The 21,539-nt window shown below is 34.6% G+C and carries 23 protein-coding genes and 1 pseudogene; 19 read left to right on the plus strand and 5 right to left on the minus strand.

From position 1 onward, the window contains the following. Nucleotides 1-11: 11 nt before the first annotated feature. Nucleotides 12-515 (plus strand): IS630 family transposase, encoded by a 504-nt coding sequence (locus HNR52_RS04785; RefSeq protein WP_435619849.1) that lies wholly within the window; start codon nt 12-14, stop codon nt 513-515. 13 nt (nt 516-528) lie between these two features. Here the strand turns inward: HNR52_RS04785 and HNR52_RS04790 are convergent, their stop codons facing one another. Both HNR52_RS04790 and ytaF read right to left on the minus strand, forming a co-directional pair. Next, entirely contained in the window at nt 529-846 is a 318-nt protein-coding gene (locus tag HNR52_RS04790) for a fibronectin type III domain-containing protein (RefSeq protein WP_435619834.1), read from the minus strand. Between the two features lie 153 nt (nt 847-999). Further along, the gene (ytaF, locus tag HNR52_RS04795) at nt 1,000-1,611 is read right to left on the minus strand and encodes a sporulation membrane protein YtaF (protein WP_435619835.1); all 612 of its coding nucleotides are present in this window, start codon (nt 1,609-1,611) and stop codon (nt 1,000-1,002) included. A 139-nt stretch (nt 1,612-1,750) separates the two neighbouring features. Here ytaF and HNR52_RS04800 point away from each other — a divergent pair, with 139 nt between their 5' ends. Continuing rightward, nucleotides 1,751-3,193 carry a M1 family metallopeptidase gene (locus HNR52_RS04800; RefSeq protein WP_013789066.1) on the plus strand — a complete coding sequence of 481 codons (1,443 nt, stop codon included), beginning with the start codon at nt 1,751-1,753 and terminating at the stop codon, nt 3,191-3,193. Here the strand turns inward: HNR52_RS04800 and HNR52_RS04805 are convergent. Beyond that, nucleotides 3,190-4,170 (minus strand): ATP-binding protein, encoded by a 981-nt coding sequence (locus HNR52_RS04805; protein WP_435619836.1) that lies wholly within the window; start codon nt 4,168-4,170, stop codon nt 3,190-3,192. The two genes, HNR52_RS04800 and HNR52_RS04805, sit on opposite strands and share 4 nt — an antisense overlap. After that, complete coding sequence (locus HNR52_RS04810) at nt 4,163-5,134, minus strand: DnaD domain protein (RefSeq protein ID WP_435619837.1); 972 nt, start codon at nt 5,132-5,134, stop codon at nt 4,163-4,165. Before HNR52_RS04810 ends, HNR52_RS04805 begins: the two co-directional genes overlap by 8 nt. Before the next feature lie 181 nt (nt 5,135-5,315). Between HNR52_RS04810 and HNR52_RS04815 the strand changes: the two genes are divergently transcribed. The 13 genes and pseudogenes from HNR52_RS04815 (at nt 5,316) to HNR52_RS04875 (ending at nt 16,846) form a co-directional block, all read left to right on the plus strand. Then, the gene (locus tag HNR52_RS04815; protein ID WP_435619838.1) at nt 5,316-6,521 is read left to right on the plus strand and encodes a peptidoglycan DD-metalloendopeptidase family protein; all 1,206 of its coding nucleotides are present in this window, start codon (nt 5,316-5,318) and stop codon (nt 6,519-6,521) included. A 133-nt stretch (nt 6,522-6,654) separates the two neighbouring features. Beyond that, nucleotides 6,655-7,470, plus strand: a complete 816-nt coding sequence (locus tag HNR52_RS04820; protein ID WP_435619839.1) for a peptidase MA family metallohydrolase — start codon at nt 6,655-6,657, stop codon at nt 7,468-7,470. A 6-nt stretch (nt 7,471-7,476) separates the two neighbouring features. Next, nucleotides 7,477-8,171 (plus strand): annotated as a pseudogene (locus HNR52_RS04825) (response regulator). Then, on the plus strand, nt 8,161-9,858 hold the full coding sequence (locus tag HNR52_RS04830) for an ATP-binding protein (protein ID WP_435619840.1): 1,698 nt from the start codon (nt 8,161-8,163) through the stop codon (nt 9,856-9,858). Before HNR52_RS04825 ends, HNR52_RS04830 begins: the two are co-directional and overlap by 11 nt. A 144-nt stretch (nt 9,859-10,002) precedes the next feature. Then, a complete protein-coding gene (locus tag HNR52_RS04835; RefSeq protein ID WP_435619841.1) occupies nt 10,003-10,398 on the plus strand; it encodes a hypothetical protein in 396 nt (131 codons plus the stop codon). 12 nt (nt 10,399-10,410) lie between these two features. Then, nucleotides 10,411-11,655 (plus strand): two-component system activity regulator YycH, encoded by a 1,245-nt coding sequence (gene yycH, locus HNR52_RS04840; RefSeq protein ID WP_435619842.1) that lies wholly within the window; start codon nt 10,411-10,413, stop codon nt 11,653-11,655. A 15-nt stretch (nt 11,656-11,670) separates the two neighbouring features. Continuing rightward, nucleotides 11,671-12,489 carry a two-component system regulatory protein YycI gene (locus HNR52_RS04845; protein ID WP_435619843.1) on the plus strand — a complete coding sequence of 273 codons (819 nt, stop codon included), beginning with the start codon at nt 11,671-11,673 and terminating at the stop codon, nt 12,487-12,489. Nucleotides 12,490-12,612: 123 nt separating this feature from the next. Beyond that, nucleotides 12,613-13,863 carry a UDP-N-acetylglucosamine 1-carboxyvinyltransferase gene (gene murA, locus HNR52_RS04850; RefSeq protein ID WP_435619844.1) on the plus strand — a complete coding sequence of 417 codons (1,251 nt, stop codon included), beginning with the start codon at nt 12,613-12,615 and terminating at the stop codon, nt 13,861-13,863. Nucleotides 13,864-13,988: 125 nt separating this feature from the next. Further along, complete coding sequence (locus HNR52_RS04855; RefSeq protein WP_435619850.1) at nt 13,989-15,065, plus strand: S1C family serine protease; 1,077 nt, start codon at nt 13,989-13,991, stop codon at nt 15,063-15,065. A gap of 13 nt (nt 15,066-15,078) precedes the next feature. Beyond that, nucleotides 15,079-15,246, plus strand: coding sequence for a CxxH/CxxC protein (locus tag HNR52_RS04860; protein WP_013789054.1), 168 nt, complete (start codon nt 15,079-15,081; stop codon nt 15,244-15,246). Nucleotides 15,247-15,259: 13 nt separating this feature from the next. After that, complete coding sequence (rlmH, locus tag HNR52_RS04865; RefSeq protein WP_013789053.1) at nt 15,260-15,739, plus strand: 23S rRNA (pseudouridine(1915)-N(3))-methyltransferase RlmH; 480 nt, start codon at nt 15,260-15,262, stop codon at nt 15,737-15,739. Between the two features lie 443 nt (nt 15,740-16,182). Then, entirely contained in the window at nt 16,183-16,539 is a 357-nt protein-coding gene (locus HNR52_RS04870) for a helix-turn-helix domain-containing protein (RefSeq protein ID WP_013789051.1), read from the plus strand. Nucleotides 16,540-16,711: 172 nt separating this feature from the next. Next, entirely contained in the window at nt 16,712-16,846 is a 135-nt protein-coding gene (locus HNR52_RS04875; RefSeq protein WP_083815345.1) for a type II toxin-antitoxin system VapB family antitoxin, read from the plus strand. On the opposite strand, the gene HNR52_RS04880 is transcribed toward HNR52_RS04875, so the two are convergent. Continuing rightward, on the minus strand, nt 16,794-17,867 hold the full coding sequence (locus HNR52_RS04880) for an ERCC4 domain-containing protein (RefSeq protein WP_435619845.1): 1,074 nt from the start codon (nt 17,865-17,867) through the stop codon (nt 16,794-16,796). The genes HNR52_RS04875 and HNR52_RS04880 overlap by 53 nt on opposite strands. A gap of 531 nt (nt 17,868-18,398) precedes the next feature. Here HNR52_RS04880 and HNR52_RS04885 point away from each other — a divergent pair. The 4 genes from HNR52_RS04885 to HNR52_RS04900 all read left to right on the plus strand — a co-directional run bounded on the left by HNR52_RS04885 (nt 18,399) and on the right by HNR52_RS04900 (nt 21,449). Then, nucleotides 18,399-18,671 (plus strand): VanZ family protein, encoded by a 273-nt coding sequence (locus HNR52_RS04885; protein WP_435619851.1) that lies wholly within the window; start codon nt 18,399-18,401, stop codon nt 18,669-18,671. A gap of 335 nt (nt 18,672-19,006) precedes the next feature. After that, a complete protein-coding gene (locus tag HNR52_RS04890; protein ID WP_435619846.1) occupies nt 19,007-19,291 on the plus strand; it encodes a hypothetical protein in 285 nt (94 codons plus the stop codon). A gap of 14 nt (nt 19,292-19,305) precedes the next feature. Next, nucleotides 19,306-19,767, plus strand: coding sequence for a helix-turn-helix transcriptional regulator (locus HNR52_RS04895; protein WP_435619847.1), 462 nt, complete (start codon nt 19,306-19,308; stop codon nt 19,765-19,767). Nucleotides 19,768-20,447: 680 nt separating this feature from the next. Continuing rightward, nucleotides 20,448-21,449, plus strand: coding sequence for a hypothetical protein (locus HNR52_RS04900; protein ID WP_435619848.1), 1,002 nt, complete (start codon nt 20,448-20,450; stop codon nt 21,447-21,449). The last annotated feature ends 90 nt before the right edge of the window (nt 21,450-21,539 follow it).

Consider the following 21,539-nt stretch of genomic DNA (forward strand, 5'->3'; position numbering starts at 1 on the left):
GAGATGAAGTAATTCTTTTCGAAGATGAATGTAAAATCAGGGATTATCAAGCCATTACAGCTACTTGGTTTTTAAAAGGGCATCAGAGAATTGTTAAGACATATGGGCATCACATAGGAGTCGGAATATTTGGAGTCATTGATTATTTTACAGGGGATATTATATATTCCGAAACTGAGACGTTGGATGCACAATCATTTTTGGACTTTTTAAGAAAGGTTGTGGAAGCCTGTTCTGGCAAGAAAATAAAGATGATTTTGGACAATGGGAGAATTCATTATGCCAAACTGCTGAAAGAATTCAAAGAGAAGCACAAATGCAATTTAGAATTTATCTTTTTACCGCCTTACTCACCAAATCTTAATAGGATTGAGGGATTATGGAAATGGTTGAAGGAAACTGTTATATATAATGCTTTTTATAAAACTAGAAAGGAAATTAGTAATGTTATAAAACGATTTATAAATACTATTTCCAAGAATAAATCAGCCATTATTAAAAGGTTATGTTGGTAATTTCGAAATTATATTACACGAGTATATAAGTGGCTGAGTGAATGTTCATGTCTCCTAAATCTGATGAGAATTTTTGCACTGAGGCATCAACTATCTTGGCGTCTTTCAGTAATGGGTCTTTTCCATACTGGACTTGGCCTAAATTTACTGTCGTGTCTGTTCTCCAAGTAATTGTCTGAGTTGTTGTAGGGTCTTGTGTCCATGTTAGTCTAATCTCATCAGGTAGATCAGTTGCACCTGTGGCATTTGAGTCGGCGAAAATTGGTTTTTGTACTGCAAAGATGGAAAGTACCATTGCTAATGCTGTGATAAAAGATAAAAACCTCTTCATAACTAAACCCCTTTCTTTAATTATAATTCTAAGTAAATGATAATACTTTTGTGTTAAATGGATATTATATGTATGTAAAATATGTTAAAAGTTTATTACGCAATTGTTAAACTAAAATTTAAAAGGCATCATTGTCGATGCCTTTTATAAAGATTATATTACCTGTTTTATGCCTATAAGTATCAATATCAGTCCTGCAATCACTGTTGCTTTTTTTCTAAAGTTCCATCTATTTAAAAAGTCTGTCACATAGTTTCCAATCCACAAGGCAATGAAACTTATAAGAGCAGACAGAAATCCTATAAAAAAGGAGTTAAGGCCTATCATGCCAGCGCTTAATCCGCCTCCGATATTGTTTATAGACAAGGCAATGCCGAGAAATGTAGCTTCTTTAAAGTCAATGTCTTTAGAATCATCCACATCGGCTTCCTCAGGCTTTTTCAATATGTCATATATGTTTTTCGCTTTATCGTTCATATCATAAGGGCTATTGCTATTTTTTTTGAAATATGGCTCAATAGCTATCCAAAGGCCTATAGAGATAAAGAGAATCATGCTCAATATGGAACTTATGTGCTTACTAAGTACTCCAGATATTATATTGCCAGACATGGCAGCGATTGATGATATTATAAATGTTATCAGGGATATCCATAAATTTTTAACCGCGGTGATTTTTATTCCTCTTACGCTGTAGGCTATTCTGACGCTTATGTTGTCTATGTTGTTGGCTAAAGCGATGAACAGTGAATAAATAAAGTGCATATTTTATCCCTCCTCTTTTAGATTCATAATCAATATATGTTGGGGAAGTAAATATGTGTTTTGCTTAATCAAATTATGTTCTAATATTTGTGGTTTCGTATTAATATATAGTGAACAATAATATGGGGGAGCTGATTTAATGAAAAGCAAAAAATATATATGGCTGGTAATTCTTGTTGCTGCCATTGGGCTACTTATCTATTTTGCCCCTATAAAAAACAGCAACAGGACGGTGTACAATATGGATCTTAAGTACAACGACAAAGACAAGACCATTATAGGAACAGAAGTGGTAGACTTTATAAACACATATGATGTGAATTTAAGCGAGGTGTACATGCATTTGTATCCCAACGCATTTAAAGATAAAAGTAAAGTTCCATTTACAAAAGAAGAAATAGGGTTGGCATATCCAAATGGATTTAAGCCAGGGTATATAGAGATAAATGGAGTGACTTTTGGTAAAAATGAAAAAGCTACATACAGCATTGATCAAAAAACAGGTGAGATTTTAAAGATACTTCTCCCTAAAAAATTGGAGAAAGGCGACAGGATAAGCTTCGCTATAGGCTTTAAAGTTCAGATTCCTCCATCTTGCGGCAGATTTGGTTATGGAAACAATACCATCCAGGTGACAAATTTTTATCCTATTTTGTCGGTGTACGACCAAAACGGCTGGAACAATGATCCCTACTATGCATTGGGTGATCCATTTTACAGCGATGTATCAAATTATAAAGTGAAACTTGCTGTGCCAAAAGGAATGGAAGTGGCGACAACAGGTGTCGTGAAGTCTAAGGCGAGACAAGGCGATATGGATGTATTAACTATAGATGCTCCAAATGTGAGGGATTTTGCCGTCGTCATGAGCTCTAAATTTAAAGTAGCGGAAGGAGATGTTGACGGCATTAAGGTTAAGTCATATTACTTTGATGAAGATTCAGGATTAAAAGCCTTAAAGTACGCACAGGATGCTATAAGATTTTACAATAGCTACATAGGCAAGTACCCGTATAAAGAGTACAGCGTAGTAGAATCGGATTTTTACATGGGTGGGATGGAGTATCCAAATTTGGTGTTTATATCAAAAGATCTCTATTCAAAAGACAATTTGTTTAATTTAGAATACGTTATAGCACATGAGACAGCTCACCAGTGGTGGTATGGCGTCGTTGGGAATAATGAGGTAAGGGAAGCGTGGCTTGATGAAGGGCTTACAGAGTATACGACGATAATGTACATTGAGCGGTATTACGGAAAAGCCACTGCAGATGCGGTATTTAAATCCATAATTTCAGGAGAATTTTATAAGTTTTCCAAGACCAACAAAGATGATGGAATGGTGAAGACATTAGGGCAATTTAAGGATTGGAATGATTACACTAATATCGTGTACAACAAAGGGGCAATGGTATTCAATGAACTTAGGAACCTTATAGGAGATGAAAAATTTAAAGAGGTCTTAGATAAGTACTATTCAGATTACAAATATAAAAATGCCACTACGCAGAACCTTATAGACGTAGTGGACAGTGTGACTGGAAAGGATACAGGAGGATTTTTCGAAGAATGGCTTGATTAATTTATAGTTTTTCTCTTAATCCTTATGTCATCTCCGTAGAAGTTTAAAAGTTTGAAATTCCCAAGTATTCTTGAACACAGTCTTTCTGGGTAAATATTCATTACTTCTGATAATGGCAAGTTTGTAGATATAATGAATTTCTTGTTGGCCAAAAGCCTTGCGTTGACGATGCTGAAGATTTCCTGGAGGCTGAATGGCGTAATAGGTTCAGTCCCCAGGTCATCTATTATAAGCAAGTCGCATTCTCTAAGCAAATCTGTGTACTCGTAGTACGAATCATTGTCAGAATTCAACTTATTAAGCCTTAGTCCTTCTACAAGGTCTGGAGCTGTCCTGTATAGGACTACTTTGCCTTTGTCTAAAAGTTCTTTTGCAACGCAGTGGGAAAGAAAAGTCTTGCCAAGTCCAGAGTCCCCGTAAAAAAACAGGCTTTCCTTCTCTTCATCGAAGTAATCTATAAAGTCCTTGGCTACTTCTACTATGGTTTTAATATTTTCCCTTGGAGACATTTTTCCTTTGTACGGTTTGTCTGAGTATAAGTGATAGTCAAAGTTGTCAAAGTTTTCGATCTTAGTTATTTCTTCTATGCTGGACTGCTTGTAGTACAAATTGATAAGTTTTTGTTCGAAACACCTGCACCTTTTGTTGTTTACAAAACCTGTATCTTTGCAAATGTTGCATTCATATTCTTGCTCCATGTATGTCTCAGGGTAACCGTTAAGCCTAAGAAGTTCAGCCTTTTCCTTTTTCAAATAGATAAGCTTATGCCTTAAGTTTTCTAAAAATTCTTTTTGGTTTTGGGGATTTAGAAAAATGGCTTTTGATATTTCGATGCCGATTTCTTTTATTTTATCGTCTATTTGAGATATCTGCGGTATCTTTCTGTAGACTTCTTCCCGCCTACTGAGGGCTTCTTTCAAGGACTTGTCCCTCAACATGTCGTATTCCCTTAAAACCTCTTGAACCAAGTTATTCACCAAATTCACCTCTTGAATGAGCTAAAAGTTTCTTTTCCAGCTCGTCTACATCGTATGTCCTCTGAGAGTATCCATTGAAGTAATTTTTAGGGACTTTGTAGTTGGGAGCAGTCTTTTTAGTGTATGGTTTTTTCTTTATTTTATCTAAGTCATTTACAGTTCTTATGCCGTCGTTGTACCAATTGATGAGTATCTGATTGATGTACGGAAAACTGGGTTCGTTTATCTTTAAGACGCATTCGTCACACGCTTTTATGATGACATCGACATCAAAGCCTAAATCGTCCATCCACCTGTCCATCATGGCTTTGTGGGCTTCCATCACATCGTCATCTTTTAATCCCAGTGCTCTTAAGATTTTTTTGTACCTTATCCACTTTTCGCTTTCCGATTTTAAGTATGCTTCTACATCAAGCGCTGTCTTAAGCCCTGCATCATGCCATGCAATTGCTACCTTTTCCATGTACTTAAGAGACGTCTTGTTTTTTGACACACAGTAACTTATAAGCATTGTCAAAATCTCCAGAGAGAATCCATACTCATCAACCCAGCTTAGGTAAGTGTTCATCTCAGTTGGTGAAAGAGGTCTGCCTATCATTTTTTCTACCGTTTCAAACATCTGCTTGACTTCAGTATCGTCAATCGACAATGTGTGTACATCATCAGATTTTTTGACAAGTGGAAGATATTCTATGTAATATTCGTTGTCAGAATACCTAAGCCTGATTACGCCAGATCTTTCCCAGAATTTCAAAGCTTTGTCTATGTCATTTTCTGACATAAAAAGCTTATCTGCCATTTCTTCCATTGAGAAGCTTTGGTTGTAATATGAATATTTAAGTCCTAAAAGGTATACTTTTACGTATTCACCTGGTGCTTCTAACATATAATGATTTATGAAAAAATTGCTAACGGGGGTGCTTCCCATATCATCAAAATCATTAGAAAAATTACATCTGCTCATGTACACCACCTCAAGTTTAATTATAACACGATGTGTCATAACCATCAATTTAAAAGAATATAATATATATTACGACAAATTTGTCTATTTTTTAAGTTTGATATGCATAAAATTTGCAAAAAAACAAAAAATAATAACGCATTTTTGTATGCAATCTATGCGCAAATGAAAGGAGAAGACGATGGATAACGAAGATAAGTCAAACCCTTTTAGTTGCAACTTAATCAAAAAAGTTTCAATTAAAAGGCGATTTATATTAACTGCCACTTTGACGATTTTGTTTGCCGTAGTTTTCTACATTGGCATCGACAAAAGTGCATTTTTTAGTACGGAAGATCAAAGCTTAAATCATTTTGCATATAGCGTAGAACAGGGAAGATTTGTGCGCATTGATAGACCCACAGCGATTGTAGTTGACGGCTTTAATGTAGTGACGCTAAAGAATAGAGAAGACGCATTGTGGGTACTTAATGATATCCTTGACAAGTACAAAAACGGGTCTATGAAAGTCTATTTCAAAAATGATGTAAAACTGGTTGAGGTAGATAGCCCTGCAGTTAAAATCGAGACAGTTGGAGAAGCCTTAAAAAAGCTGGAAGGTGATGATGTTGAGACTTACACTGTAAAAGACCATGACACTCTTTGGTCAATCTCGAGAAAATTTAGCATCTCGTTAGACGACATATATAAATTAAATCCTATGGTTACCACTACAATCTTTAAAGGGCAGATTTTAAAAGTAAAAGAGCTTAAACCTGTTTTGACTGTAGTATCAGAGAGAAAAATCGTGTACATGGATGACATTCCGCATGAAACCGTTTATCAAAAAGATGGTGACATGTTTGCCAACGCTTCCAAAGTTGTAGCAAATGGAGAAGATGGTGTCAAAATAGTTACTGCCGTTTTGAAGTATTACAATGGGCAAATATCCGAAAAAGATGTGATAAACGAAGAGGTGGTAAAAGATCCAGCAGATGAGATTGTATCTGTAGGGACTAAGAATCTTTCAACTGCAATCGCTCTTGATTATCCAATACGAGGGCATATAGTGATAACGTCCAGGTACGGGCAAAGGTGGGGAAGACTTCATGCAGGTATAGATATAGCAGCATCTATGAATGATCCTATATATGCAGCGGATGGAGGTACTGTCGTATTTGCAGGATGGGAAAATGGCTATGGAAATCTTGTTGAGATCGATCATGGAAACGGATATGTGACGTATTATGGCCACGCCAGCAAGATTTTGGTGAAAAAAGGAGACAAGGTTTATAAAGGACAGGAAATTGCCTTAGTGGGTATGACAGGAAATACTACAGGACCACATGTTCACTTTGAAGTCAGAAAAAATGGTGTGCCAGTAAACCCTATGATGTACTTAAAATGAGAGCCGAAATACGGCTCTTTTTTGTTCCTTAAATTTACTTTGCAATGTGCTTGACATTGGGTTATAATGTAATTGTATTACCTCATATATTTAAGTATATACATATTTTTAGTATTTTGTGAGGTGATACACTATGAAGAAAAATAAAATCATTGTGGCGATTGTTTTTATCGCTTTTGTGTTGGCTTTATTGTTTAATGAAAGCATATTGACAAAGGCATATCCGGTTTATAAGGTGATTGGCAAAGACAAGATTGAAGAAAGTGTAAAAAATTTTAAGACTAAGGAAAGCAAACATTTTATTGTTAGATATCAAGATTCAGATAGCAAATACGTTTCGCTTATCATAGATACGGCTGAAAAGCACTATTATGGCGTCATAAAAGATTTAGGATATGCACCTAAAGATAAGTCGGTTATCATAGTTTATAGCAATCCTGATGAAATGAATAAGGACTTTTCCCTTGCAAAAGGAGAAAATGCCATGGGAATATATTTAAACGGTGTAATAAGCATAGAATCTCCAGCCATTTGGATACCTTCAGGGCAGGATGTGACGAAAGTTTTTCAATACGAAGGTCCTGTTGTCCATGAGTTTACGCATCTTGTTGTAGACGACATCGCTAAAGGCAATTATCCGACGTGGTTTACAGAAGGCATAGCCCTTTTAGAGGAGTACAGACAAGATGGATACGAATGGGGCAAAGACTTAAGCTATAATGGGAAACCATATACTTTTGACCAATTGGAAAACAATTTTGACTCACTTGATGAGATGTTGGCGTATAAAAGGGCTTTTCAGGTGACAAAGGCCATAAGCGATAAATTTGGCATGGAGACTATAAGAGAGATGCTTAGAGATTTAGGAAGCGGAATGAGTATAGAGTCAAGCTTTTACAAAGAGACTGGCTTAAAGCTTGATACATTTGTCAACAATGTTAAGGGGTGATGGCATTTGAGCAGAATCCTGATAGTAGACGATGAAAAGCCAATTGTCGAGATCTTGAAGTACAATTTAGAAAAAATGGATACAGCACGATAGAGGCATATGATGGGGAGGAAGGTCTTAAAATGGCTCAAGAGAAAAATCCTGACCTTATCCTCCTTGACGTCATGCTTCCAAAAATGGACGGTTTTACAGTTTTAAGGATATTGAGGCAGACTATGACTACACCCATATTGATGCTTACGGCAAAGGAAGAGGAAGTAGACAAAGTATTGGGATTGGAACTGGGTGCCGACGACTATGTGACGAAGCCTTTTTCTATGAGAGAGCTTATTGCCAGGGTAAAAGCTAATTTAAGAAGAAGCGGTATAAGCAATGGTGAAACTATGTCAAATGTTTTAAGTGTAAATAGCTTAAACATCGATTTGTCAAAATACAGAGTAGAGAAAAATGGAAAACCCATCGAGCTTACATCGAGAGAGTTTGACCTTTTAAAATTTTTGGTAGCCAACCGAGGGCTTATATTTTCGCGAGAGATGCTTTTAGAAAAGGTTTGGGGTTATGAATACTTTGGCGATGTAAGGACGGTGGATGTTACAATAAGGCGACTTAGAGAAAAAATTGAGGATGATCCGGCAAACCCAAGGTATATACATACCAAAAGAGGGGTTGGTTATTATTTTAGCGAAGAAAGTGAACTATAAAAGCATACAGTGGAAGATAATACTCATATATGGCCTTTTGATACTGGTGGCGATGGAGATAATATGGGTATACCTTTTCAAATCTTTAGAAAATTATCACATGACGAATTTCGAAAACTACATTGAAGCACAGGCTACAGGCATCGCCTTCACATTGAAAGACAACATGAATTCCAAAACAAGTTTAGACAATATAATAAACATGTATTTAGGACCTAATGCCTACATAAAATACTTATACATACTTGACAAAGACGGCAATATCTTAGCTAGTTCTACAGGAGAAAAAGGTAAGATGTTGACACCTGCAGTCATAAAAGCATTGTCTGGCAAACAGGGGATGGAGACTACAAATGATAACAATTCAAACGGCAAATTGAGAAGCATTGCCATGCCTGTAGTTGACAGCGATGGGAAAATATCAGGAGTTGTATATGTTAGCGGTTCTTTAAAAAGCGTATACGATACACTGTCTGATGTGAATTTCATCTTATTAAGTGCAACATTTATAGCGGTGATAATAACCGTCATTTTAGGATATATATTAGCAAAGACCATCACAGATCCCATAAAAGAAGTGACGAAGTACGCTAAAGAGATGGCGGAAGGAAATTTCGACGTTCACATAAACATAAGATCTGATGATGAGATAGGCAAACTTGGCAGCATGTTTAACTTCATGTCTAAAAGGCTTAAGACTACTCTAAATGAGATGGAAAATGAGAAAAGCAAAGTAGAAGCCATAATAAGCTATATGTCAGATGGAGTAATTGCGACAAATGACTTAAATAGGATCATACTTTTTAATGATGCTGCAGAAAAAATGATAGGCGAAAAGTTAGCTATGGATGAACCTATAGAGAAGATAGCCCAAGGACAGCTAAAAAACACTGAAAGCCTTATTTACTGTAATGGCAAGATTTTAAAGTCGTTTGTAAGCCCTATAAAAGTAGACAAAAACATAGATGGCAATGTATTTGTGCTGCACGACATAACAGAGCAGCAAAACCTTGATAACATGAGAAAAGAGTTTGTGGCAAATGTTTCACATGAATTGAGAACTCCTCTTACAACCATAAAAAGCTACACAGAGACCCTTCTTAATGACGGTGTTGACGATGAAATGAGGAACAGGTTTTTGTACATAATAGATAAAGAAGTTGATAGAATGACGAGGCTGGTGAAAGATCTTCTTCTTTTATCAAGGATGGATTCAAATGGAAAGTTAAATTTAACTGAGGCAAATCTCAATGAATTTGTGGAAGAAGTTTTGTACAAAATAAAGATAGAGGCACAGAAGAAAAATCAAAAGCTGTTATTCTGTGCAGGAGAAGAAAAAAGAAATGTAAATATAGATAAAGACAAGATGGAACAAGTGATTTTAAACATAGTTTCAAATTCTATAAAGTATACGAATCCGGGTGGATATGTGAGAGTTTTTACAAAATACCTTGACGATTACGCATATATAGTCGTTAATGACAATGGGATTGGCATACCCAAAAAGGATCTTCCGAGGATATTTGAGAGGTTTTACAGAGTTGACAAGGGAAGGTCAAGAGAGCTTGGAGGAACTGGCCTTGGCCTTGCCATTGCAAAAGAGATCGTCACCGCTCATGGAGGAGAGATAAATATAGAAAGCGAAATTGGAGTAGGCACTACTGTAACCGTAAAACTTAAGTATTAGTCAAACCGTAACTATATTTTAATATTTGTGTAACATTGTTGTAATAATGATGCTCTATAATCAAGATATAGAATAATGGTTATATTAGGTATCATGTGCAAAATTTTATATATTAATGTCAGTTTATGATGAGGAGTGGTACTTTTGAAAAAGGTTTTAGCCCTTGTTATTGCCACGATGATGTTTATGACATTTTTTATGACTTACGGGTTTGCCGATGATTTGATCACCGTCAAATCAGATATAAGCGATGTCACCACAAACAACAAATACTTTGTCATATCAGGCAATGGGCAGCCAGATACTTACGTGGAGCTTATATTAAATGATAATTTAAATGACAAGTGGGTTATAGGAGATACTGGTCTTTTTGCCAAGCTTATAACGTTGGCTTTAGGGGACAACTACGTAACTTTAAAGGCTGTCAAAGACGGACAGGTGCAGGTGGTAAAGGGTCATATAGTATTGCAAAGCAACAATGGCATTATCCAGATTACGGTTGATACGTTGGAAGGCTTGTGGAATAAGCTTTTTAAATAAAGCGGTGCGATTATGAAAGAGCATATTAAGACTGCTGTACTCATATTGCTTGTTTCTACAAGCCTTTATTTTAGTTACACACTTTGGACATCTTTTCCTCAGAAAAGCTTTTTTATGACCAAGTCTACACCAGTAAGTGTAGATATATCCGATATATTGAGGCCTTCTTCTATCATTGTAGAGTCAAGCGGCACATTTATGGATGTAACGTCGTCAAACGATATAAATTCAGTGTGGATGAATACGGTAAAGATTTTAAAAGAGATTAAGAATACAACACTTTTACAACTTTCTAAGAATGACTTAAACCGAAAAGGGGATTTTGTGCATATTTATTTTGGGAAGGGCATAACAGAGGATTTGTTTAAAAATGCCCTAAAATTAAATGATTCACCTATCTTGAAAATAGGGCAAGACACTTTGATAAAAGAGATAATCATAAAATTAGGTGTAAAACCTCAGATTATCTTTACGGATTACAGCAGTTATTATGCCATAGATCTTAAAAATCCCAGTTATTTTTTAAGCCTTATAAGCAAGCAATTTCAAAGCTATATAAATTATTCTATTACTACCGCAGGCGATGTATATGGCGAAAACACATTTGCAGTAAAAAGTTTTCCATTAAAAAAATATGTAAGTAGAGGCTTTGAAAATGACACCGTATATAGGACTATTACCAAAAATGTGTTTGTCAATATATCTGTAGTGCGGGAGATAAAAGAAAACAGTGGTTCGTACATATACACCGATGGTGTAAGAGGATTAAGGCTTTACCAAAATGGATTAATAGAGTATTTTGATACAACTACCACATCGTCAAAATTAACTTTAGGTAGAGTAGAGTCTTTAGATAAAGCAGTGGAATTTATAAAAGCCTTAGGCATAGATGAGAAAAATGTTTACTTGACAGGCGTCAGTGGCAGCGGTGGAGATTACAGCTTTGCCTTCAATTACGATTATGATTACCCTATGTATGTACTGAGAAACGGTTATATCAAAGACCCAATTTATGTATTTGTATCAAATGGGACAATTAAATCTGCGATTGTAAACTATATGAATATTTACTACGCAGGTCAGTACAATGGCGGATTTTACGATATAGGCAAACTTTTGAAGGACCACAAAATAGATGACGTACAGTTTGTAGATATGGTGTATGTTTTTGATGGCAATGAGCTTATACCTGCTTGGCATGTAAAAACTCAGGCAAATGAGTATTTTTTCAGCGCTTTAGATGGGAAAATAATGTGATGATGGTGTTTTAATATGGACTGGTCAAAAGCAAAAACGATCTTGATTATTATATTTGCTGTGCTAAATTTGATACTTTACATGGGAAACTTAAGTATAGCAGAAACTAATAATTCTGTTCCATCTTTTTCTGATATGAGCAAAATGAAGGAGATTTTAAGAGAAAACAATATTGTTGTTAATGCTAAGATACCTTACGATTATAATCCTATGCCTATGCTTCTGGTAAAGCTTAAAAGCTACAGCAAAGCGTACATAGATGAAAATTTTCTAAAAGGCTTAAAGTACGTATCAAATGGCGATGGTTCACTTTACACATTTAGCAATGGTTCATTAGAAGTTAAAAACGGCTTTTTATATTTTCAGGTTAAAGACGAAAAGTTTGCCAAAATGAATAGTGATGAAGCTTTTCGCTACATAACATCCTTTGTAAATGACAAGAAACTTAAAGAGGAGTATTCCATTTTAAGGCAGTACATAGATGGTGATAAATACACTGTTGAATATACAGAAAAATACAATGGGATTAATGTCGATGTAAGCTACATGAAAGGTGTCATATCAGGCGATACATTTTCCTTTGAATCGACGTGGCTCATACCTTTAAGAGAAGAAAATGACAAAAAGGAGATCATACCTCCAATAAGCGCACTTTTAAAGCTTTTAGATGTGAATGAAGGCAGTAAAAGCGTCGTAGTAAGAGACATAAGACCAGTTTACTATTTTAGCTGGAGAAATGCTGATACCGGCGAAGCAATACCTACGTGGAGGATAACGACGGAAAACACGGTGTACTACATAAATGCGTATACAGGTAATTTTGAAGAGAGGTAAAAATTACCTCTCTTTTTGCGTAAGATGTTTTCGTAAAAATGCTTGTAAAATTGTTGAAATTGTATTAAAGTATATATGTATGATTGTGAAGTTTTTTAGATTCTGTGAAGGGAAGATTAAACAGTGGATAAGTTTGTTATAAATGGAGGAATACCTCTTAAAGGAACAGTTGAGATTAGTGGGGCGAAAAATTCTGCTGTTGCCATACTTCCTGCTGCTCTTTTAGCAGATACTCCCAGTAGTATTGACAATTTGCCAGATATAAACGACATAGAACTGCTTAGCAAAATGATTCAATATCTTGGTGGAAAAACCATCAAAAAAGAGCATGAGATTACGATAGACCCTGAAGGCATCAATTCATTTTGTCCGCCGCATGAGTTGGCAAGCCAGATGAGGGCTTCATACTATCTTATAGGTGCTCTTTTAAGCAGGTTCAAAGAGGCCGCTATAGCCATGCCTGGTGGATGTAACATAGGTGTGAGGCCAATCGATCAGCATATAAAGGGGTTTGAAGCGTTAGGTGCAAAAACGACTATAGAACACGGAATAATAAGGGTAAAAGCAGATAAGTTAGTGGGGAATCATATATATTTTGACGTTGTAAGTGTAGGTGCTACTATAAATTTGATGTTGGCTGCCTGTAAAGCTGAAGGCACTACAATACTTGAAAATTGTGCAAAGGAACCTCATGTTGTTGATGTGGCAAACTTCTTAAATGCAATGGGTGCCAATATAAAAGGCGCTGGTACAGACACCATAAAAATCATTGGAGTAGACAAGCTTCATGGCTGTAAGCATACAGTTATACCTGATCAGATAGAAGCTGGGACATATATGGTGGCTGCGGCGGCAACACATGGAGATGTCATCGTAAAAGGCATAATACCGAAGCACTTAGAGTCCATAATCGCGAAGATGTCTGAAATGGGTGTGAAAATCGAGGAGTATGATGAAGAACTTAGAGTTACCACAGATGGCAGGTTGAAAAGAGTAGATATTAAGACACAGCCGTATCCAGGTTTCCCTACAGATATGCAGCAACTTATGGCGGTATTATTGGCTCTTGCAGATGGCGTCAGCGTTATTACCGAAAATGTGTATGAAGGCAGGTTTAAATACTTAGATGAACTTAAAAAGATGGGTGTCAATGCAAAGGTGGAAGGTCGCATAGCTGTCATAGAAGGAACTCAAAAGCTTACTGGTGCGCCGCTTACAGCTACTGACTTAAGGGCTGGTGCAGCTATGGTGATAGCAGGACTTGCAGCCAGTGGCACTACAGAGGTTAAGAATATCTACCATATCGACAGAGGATATGAGTCGATTGAGAAAAAACTGCAAAAATTAGGCGCAGACATAAAAAGGGTAAAATAAGTCCTCATTAGGACTTATTTTTGTACATAAATATAGAATAAATCACCTTATAATACACATGATAATTATGAGGTGATATGATGCAAAGCGGCGACGATAGAAATGTAAAAAGACCGTCTTATCTTATGACAGTCGTAATAATAGCTGTGATTACATCACTTGTTTTTACATACATTGCTCCAAAATTTTTGTGGGGGAAGGTGATACCTCTACCGTACACAAATACTGCTCCACTAAAAAAAGAAGTTATAATACCTAAAGCAGAGCCTTCTACGATAGCAGAAGCTGTAGCCAAAAAAGACACGCAGGCTGTCGTAGGGATATCATCTATCGAGTATGAAAGGCAGTATTACGTGTTGGAAAAACAAGTAGAAGGCGTAGGCTCTGGATTTATTGTGGACAAAAACGGATACATTATTACAAATAACCATGTTGCAAGTCCAGAGTCAAAGAAACTTACCATCTATTTAAGCGATGGAAATACGCTACCTGGAAAGGTTTTGTGGTCTGACTCCACATTGGATCTTTCGGTTGTAAAGATAAACGCTAAAAATCTTCCAACCATACCTTTAGGAGATTCGGATAAGGTTCAAGTTGGTCAAACGGTTATAGCCATAGGCAATCCTTTGGGGCTTCGCTTTGAAAGGACAGTGACATCTGGCATAATAAGCGCGTTAAATAGGAGTCTGCCATTAGAAGAAAATAACAAACAAAAAATCATGGAAGATTTGATACAGACAGATGCATCGATAAATCCCGGCAATAGCGGTGGTCCTTTAGTGGATGCTCAAGGAAATGCAATAGGCATCAATACGGCGAAAGTAACCACAGCGGAAGGATTGGGCTTTGCCATACCAATCAATATTATAAAGCCTATCATTAAAAAAGTGATTGCAACAGGTACATTTAAAGCACCTTATTTAGGAATAGTAGGGTACGATAAAGAGATAGCCAGCTATATAAATGCAGATATAGTTATAGCGGAAGGGATATACGTTGCTGACATAGATCCTGCAGGGCCAGCAGAAAAAGCTGGTATCAAAAAAGGATATATACTTTTAGAGGTTGATGGTAAACCTGTTGATACAATGGTGCAGCTTAAAACTGTAATATATTCAAAAAATATAGGTGACAAAGTAAGTGTGAAATACAGGACATTGACGGGGAATATCGGGATGACTACAATAACGTTAGGAAAATGAGGAGAATATTGTTATGTATGTTGTTTGTGAAAAACATTTGGAGGATGCCATTGAAGAGTTTGTAGATGTATATGAGCAACCGCCAGATATATACATGCTTGACGATGTATCATTTACTGATTGGTTGGCACCTCATAAGTGCGATTTTTGCGATGACATTCCTAAGTATCTTGTCGTATAATGGAGGGAGAATTTTGAATATAGACGTAATTGCAGTTGGAAAGATAAAAGAGAGATTTATAGAAGATGGAATACAGGAATACGCCAAAAGATTGAAGCCATACTGCAATATAAACATAACTGAAGTAAACGATGAAAAAGCCCCTGAAAGCTTAAGCGATAAAGAAAAAGAAGCCATTATGTTAAAAGAAGGCTCTAAGATCATCGATAAAATCAGAAAAGGAAGTTTTATAATTTCTCTTTGCATAGAAGGTAGACAAATGGATTCGGTAGAATTTGCCCGCTATATAGAAGATGTCATGACGGCGGGCAATTCTAATATAACATTTGTGATAGGAGGATCATTAGGCTTACACGACGATATAAAATCTATGTCGGATCTAAAGCTATCATTTTCAAAGATGACATTTCCACACCAGCTCATGCGGCTTATATTAGTAGAACAAATTTATAGGGCATTCAAGATAATGAAGGGTGAGACGTATCATAAGTGAGGCTTTTCACATCTGTAAACATACAACAGTGTTTTTTTGATTTTTGGCTATATATAGCGCCTTATCAGCTATTATAACAATTAAAATATAGTCAAAATATTTCCTGTTGTATAAACTGGTTAGCTTGTCTATTCTTGCATTGTTTTTAAGTACATATGTATAAATACTTATTGTAATGCAAATAAAGAACTGTATTAGTATAAAAACAATACTATTAGCAGTATAGTAAGTAATTAGAGTAATTAAAAATGATAAAATGATGACATAAAAATCTATAATTTTCAATTATATCACCTTTCCCCTATACACTTTTATACAAAATTATAAGGTAACTATATAAAAAAGTAAACTATTAAGCAATAAAAATATGTGCGTTTTAGTTTATTTATAAAGTTTGTAATACAGAATAATATATATATGTATTAAATTTTTGTGGAAGTTGAGTGAATATAAAGGTGAATGGTGATTTTGATTTAAAAAAAGTAGGAATGCGCATAAGAGCAGAAAGAGAACGAATAGGATTAACGAGAGAGCAGTTTGCAGAAGCAGTAGGCGTTTCTGCTATGTATATTGGGCATATAGAGCGTGCTCAACGAGTAATGAGTTTAAAGACATTTGTACGTATTGCAAAGAGTCTTCATGTAAGTACAGATTATCTTTTATTCGGGATAGGGGAAGCGGAAAATAAAAATAACGATGGAAAAGAAGATGCGCTAATAGAATTGCTTAATAAATGTACTGACAGGGAACGTAAAATTGCAGAAGAAATATTAAAACTTTTGGTTACATATATAAAATAGTCAAGGTGCAGTTACTACACAATAGCATCTTATTTTTTTGTCTCTTTTATTAAAGATTTAAACATATAGTGATGTTATAGAGTTTTAAAACATGCGTGATTTTACATGTGCTTTTGTGCAGTTGACATAAAGTATATTTGTATTAAAATTCATGTAAGAAGGTGTATAATTTGTGCATACAAATATTGTTATAGATGATAAGCTTATTAAAGAAGCCTTAAAGATAACTGGGATAAAAGCAAAGGAAGAAATTGTCAATGTAGCTTTACTTTTGTCCAAGTGCTGCCTTTACCTCTACCAAAATTAATTATTAAACCCTCTTTTTTAAGGTCGTTTAGTACCTTTCTAATTGTAGAGTCGGAGGCATTACTAAATCTATTTCGTAAGTCGCTTATTGTGAAATCTCCATTAATATTTTCAAGAATTTCTTTTCTAATGTCGTAGTAAATTCCACCTGTAAAGTCATTCTTCGTTTGATAATCTGATATTTCTTCTGCGACTACATCAGGTATTGATTCGCTTTCGTGTGATATAATGGCTTGGAAAAACCTTAATGTCCATTCATTAGCCAATTTTCTATTGCCTGCAAAGATTACTTGAAATTTTGGATGAAATGCAAAAATCTCAGCTATCACCTTTGACATATACGATGGCGTATAGACGCCTAATTTGTAAGGGTTTAAGTAATCAGAATAGTTGGCTTCAATGACAAGAGCCGAATGCTTGTATTTTTCCAATTCACCCAGCTTCTGATGCAAAATTGGCAAATTAGCCATGTCGGCTCTAAAGTTTTCAAAACTTTTTCTTTCTACGACGGCTTCTATTTCGTTATTGTAAAACAATGCGTAATCACCTGCTGGCAACTGCACTCTTTCAACAATGCAATTGTTAAATTTCCAGGGATATTTTTCATTTGCATCAATTAATATGTGAAGATTATTGTTTCCTTTTGCAGTCAATTTAACACGAGGCTTGTGCTCCTTTAAGCCTTGCTGTGTTCTCCAAAATATCTGTTCGTATTCCCCTTCTTTATTCTTGTATTTCTTTTTAAGAAAGAGAAATTCACATCTTTTATTTACACCACGATCTAAAACTACAGATAGACGCTTCCCATATCGATCAATTGATATAATTGGAACTTTTTCAATGACTTCATAATCATTGGATTGTTCATTGGTATCTTTAAGGCAAAATATCTGACTTCCAGCACCAGGCCATTTATTCTGCACAAACAGCGATAAAAGCACCGTATCGTCTTTTTTGATACTAAGCCTGTATGGAAATTTATCGCTTTTTGTTGATTCAAGTACCCATAAAAGATTGCTCATAATGACCCTTTCCTAAATATGATTTTATTACATATCTATTTTATTATAAGAAGGAGGTCATTACAACTTTTTTCATGCGACAAGTACCGTTTTAGTACTTTCGTACTAAAAAAATTAGTACTTTTGGTCAATTAGCATATTTATGAAGTGGATATATCATGAAATTAAGAGATTTACCGGTAAGTTCTCAGACGTAAGAATTTGATTGATGAGCTTTAAAAAATGTAAAAATACTATGTACAATAGTCGGTTATGGAACTATGCATCAGGATTGACAATACATGAAAGGTTATTTAAGTTATATTCTCAGGGGATGAATTAGTTTGGGAATGAATTTTCCAATAGGGTTAAAACTTATTTTGTTTATTTTCTTCATTCCTCTTATTATAAAACAATTTAAGTTGACAAAAAATATTGTTATGGTTACATTTATAACAGGGTTTATTATATATGCAATTGAACTAATAAGTATAGTGTTTTTCCCGATTATATTTTATCCACTTATGCCTAAGTATACTCCAAATAATAAATATTGTTCCTATGAAAGATATAATAATTTTTATGAGTTCACCACCAATTAGTATAGTTATAAAAAATGTGGTTGAGAATATTATACTTTTTATACCACTTGGCTTTTTTGTACCGATAATATATAGAAATATGAACAAATTTAATTATATGCCATTGTTGGGTTTGTGTGTTTCAGTATTTATAGAAATCGCTCAGTTTATTATTGATTATTTAATAAAATATCCCAATCATAAATCTGATGTTAATGATGTCATATTGAATATTGTTGATTAATATTGGGGTTTATGATTTAAAGAGGAATTAGAAAAGTATCTTTTATGGTTAACTATATTAATAATGTTGCAAATAAAATTGAATAATCAGATATGATTTGCAATTAATGCTTATTCCTGCAGGGCAGATATAAATCTGTCCCTTGTTTAAATTGATAAAAATTAAAAAAATTATTAAAAACATTAAGAATTTATTAAGAAGTATTAAGTTTTGGTTACATAAAAAGGAATTCAAAAGTTTTTGTAGAAATATGATTATAGAAAAAATACAATAATAAACTTGGACATTTTGAAAGTTGCTAATGTTTTAACTTTATTTTAATAAGGGGGATCGAGATGAAGTATGAAGTCATAAAATATGATACTCATAAACTTTTGTTTGATGAAGCATGGAGAAGGTGTATAAAAAGAGGACTTGATCAAGATGTAAAGCCGTTTATGTTTGTATCAGATTTTTACATTTTCGATGAGAAGAAGTTGCTAATTAAAGCCTTTAGAAAAAGCATTCATGAAATATCTAAGATTAATAGTCAATTTAAAAATTATACATATCTATTGACAGATGAAAATGGCGTCATAATAGATTTGATTGCGCCTAACAAAGTAGTTTTCTCCATTTAAATATAGGTGTTCAGTTGAAAGAAGAATTTGCAGGAATAAATGCAGTATCGATCGCTTTAAACGAAATAGAAGCTGCATTTGTCAAAAAGAATGAACATTATCTTAAGTGCCTCAGGAAGATAGATTGCATAGCTGTACCTATCTTTGATAATAAAGGGCAATTGATAGGTGTAATCGATATTTCATGTATGAATGGACTTACTGATGAATGTGTGTTTATGGTGTTTTTGATGGCAAAATATACAGAATACAATTATGCAGCGCTTAAAAAGGAAATGATAAAGCAAAAATTGGAAGAAGTGGAGCTAAAGATTTTAAAACTAACAGCGGAAGGAAAGACAGATGAAGAGATTGCAAAAATGATTAATAGATCAATAAGCAATGTAAAATATCATAAGAATAAGATCTTTGAAATATTAAACGTGAAAAATGTAAAGGACTGTATATACAAAGCGGCGAAGATGGATTTGATATAATTTCAAATGCAGCTTATTCCACTTTAGTACTTTCGTGCTAAAAAATTAGTACTTTTGGTCAGTTGTCACAATTTTGGAAGAAACATATAATGAAATCAAACATCGACTGGCAATTTTATCAGAATAACTTAAAACAGCAGAAGTCTCAGAACGAATAAAAAATGGAGGTTTATGGGGTTATTATGAAAGAGGTACCCTTTCAGCCTGGCAAGTGTCAAACTGGGAAACTGGTACTACAGTTATAAATAACGGAGAATACTGCAGAGCTTATGCAAGAGGTAATTTTAACTAGGGAATAGAGTGTGAGGAGAATGGTTTGGTTGTACAAGATGAGTATGTTGATCTAAGAGTAAGCGTTACTCGAAACGGCGATGTCTGGAAGGATTGAGGTGAATGGGTTTGGATAAATTCTTTAAATGGTTGTTATCTATCATTTTGGTTGTACTGGTTTTAAATCTTTTGTTTTTGTTATGTGTCTTTATCATCAATCGGAAATCTCCTTAACAAGATAATTTAGTGGACATACAAATGATAGAAATCAAGTAAATTACTCAAGTATATCAGGCTATGAATATTATGTTCTTTGGAATTAAGATTAATGAGTGTTTAATTCATGCAAATAAGAAGCTTATGTTACTTCATCTTTGTACGAACTTTTTAGGAAGGAGTTTTTGTTCTTTATGAAAAAGTTTTTCTTGATGGTCTTTGTACTTATATTTATTGCTACAGGCTGTTATACTGTAGATAATACTAAAGTCACAGAAAAAGAAAGACCTAAGAGCGACATTGAAGAGATAAAAATACCTTTTTTGATATATACAAATGAGCCAGATAATAAATATGCGGCAATGTTAGCTTATTGGGATTTGAATAATTCTAAAGTAAATTTAACCAAAAAGACGGTCTATGCCTCAGAAGACCCAAATTTTGTCACACCTTTATTTTGGGATGGAGATGGCAGGATAGTATTGAGAAAGACTTCTTATTCAACAGATGAATATAAGGACAAAGTAGATTTTGTCAAAGGCAATGATGTGGGTATGATATACGGCAAGGACATTGAGGCTAAAGGGAATGTAGATGACAATCTTGAATCAATTAAAAAAGTAAAAAGCTATACATTATACTTACACAATGGCAACGATGTAATGGAAAAAAATGTATCATTTCTGAATGTATCATTTCTGCATAAAACGAAGGATGACAAAGGCAATGACATTACAGTAGGTGAATATAATCAACCATGCTTTATAGATTATGACAGCGAAACAGGTAATATAACATTTATCTTTAACTATCCATTTGAGACACATTCCAATATATATATTGCCAAGTGCAATGTAGATAACATTGACAAGATAAGCTGGGACGAGGTAAGGCTTCCAGGTGGTGGTGTTGTTTATACACCTTGTCTAAATAATACAATGCTTGTAGGTTCTAAATACTACATCCAATGTTTCAAAACATTAGGTGAAGTCGATCTCAAGACAAAAAAGGCAACTTTACTTGATGATGTTGCGAAAGAATGTAGAAGCATCGTGAAAGAAGGAAGCTTTAAACCAGACTATTCTAAAGATATAACGCCTGTTGGAAAATACAAAGACGTGTTGATTTTAAGCCTTCCTATAAGTACAGATACAAATGTGGAGCCTTTAATATGCGCCTTTAAAGATAATAACTAAAACTTCGCACATAAATAATTACTCTGTTCCTTGAAAACTTAATGCTTTGCCAGAAAAAAGTAATAGTAATTTACACAATTATGCACACTT

The organism is Thermoanaerobacterium thermosulfurigenes, assembly GCF_051201035.1.
GTDB classification, from domain to species: Bacteria; Bacillota; Thermoanaerobacteria; order Thermoanaerobacterales; family Thermoanaerobacteraceae; genus Thermoanaerobacterium; species Thermoanaerobacterium thermosulfurigenes.

Bases quoted from the DNA above. Each gene is read 5' to 3' on its own strand.
- HNR52_RS04790 (WP_435619834.1), bottom strand. From the start codon at position 846: ATGAAGAGGTTTTTATCTTTTATCACAGCATTAGCAATGGTACTTTCC.
- ytaF (WP_435619835.1), bottom strand. From the start codon at position 1,611: ATGCACTTTATTTATTCACTGTTCATCGCTTTAGCCAACAACATAGAC.
- HNR52_RS04800 (WP_013789066.1), top strand. From the start codon at position 1,751: ATGAAAAGCAAAAAATATATATGGCTGGTAATTCTTGTTGCTGCCATT.
- HNR52_RS04810 (WP_435619837.1), bottom strand. From the start codon at position 5,134: ATGAGCAGATGTAATTTTTCTAATGATTTTGATGATATGGGAAGCACC.
- HNR52_RS04815 (WP_435619838.1), top strand. From the start codon at position 5,316: ATGGATAACGAAGATAAGTCAAACCCTTTTAGTTGCAACTTAATCAAA.
- HNR52_RS04820 (WP_435619839.1), top strand. From the start codon at position 6,655: ATGAAGAAAAATAAAATCATTGTGGCGATTGTTTTTATCGCTTTTGTG.
- yycH (WP_435619842.1), top strand. From the start codon at position 10,411: ATGAAAGAGCATATTAAGACTGCTGTACTCATATTGCTTGTTTCTACA.
- HNR52_RS04845 (WP_435619843.1), top strand. From the start codon at position 11,671: ATGGACTGGTCAAAAGCAAAAACGATCTTGATTATTATATTTGCTGTG.
- HNR52_RS04855 (WP_435619850.1), top strand. From the start codon at position 13,989: ATGACAGTCGTAATAATAGCTGTGATTACATCACTTGTTTTTACATAC.
- HNR52_RS04860 (WP_013789054.1), top strand. From the start codon at position 15,079: ATGTATGTTGTTTGTGAAAAACATTTGGAGGATGCCATTGAAGAGTTT.
- HNR52_RS04880 (WP_435619845.1), bottom strand. From the start codon at position 17,867: ATGAGCAATCTTTTATGGGTACTTGAATCAACAAAAAGCGATAAATTT.
- HNR52_RS04890 (WP_435619846.1), top strand. From the start codon at position 19,007: ATGAAGTATGAAGTCATAAAATATGATACTCATAAACTTTTGTTTGAT.
- HNR52_RS04900 (WP_435619848.1), top strand. From the start codon at position 20,448: ATGAAAAAGTTTTTCTTGATGGTCTTTGTACTTATATTTATTGCTACA.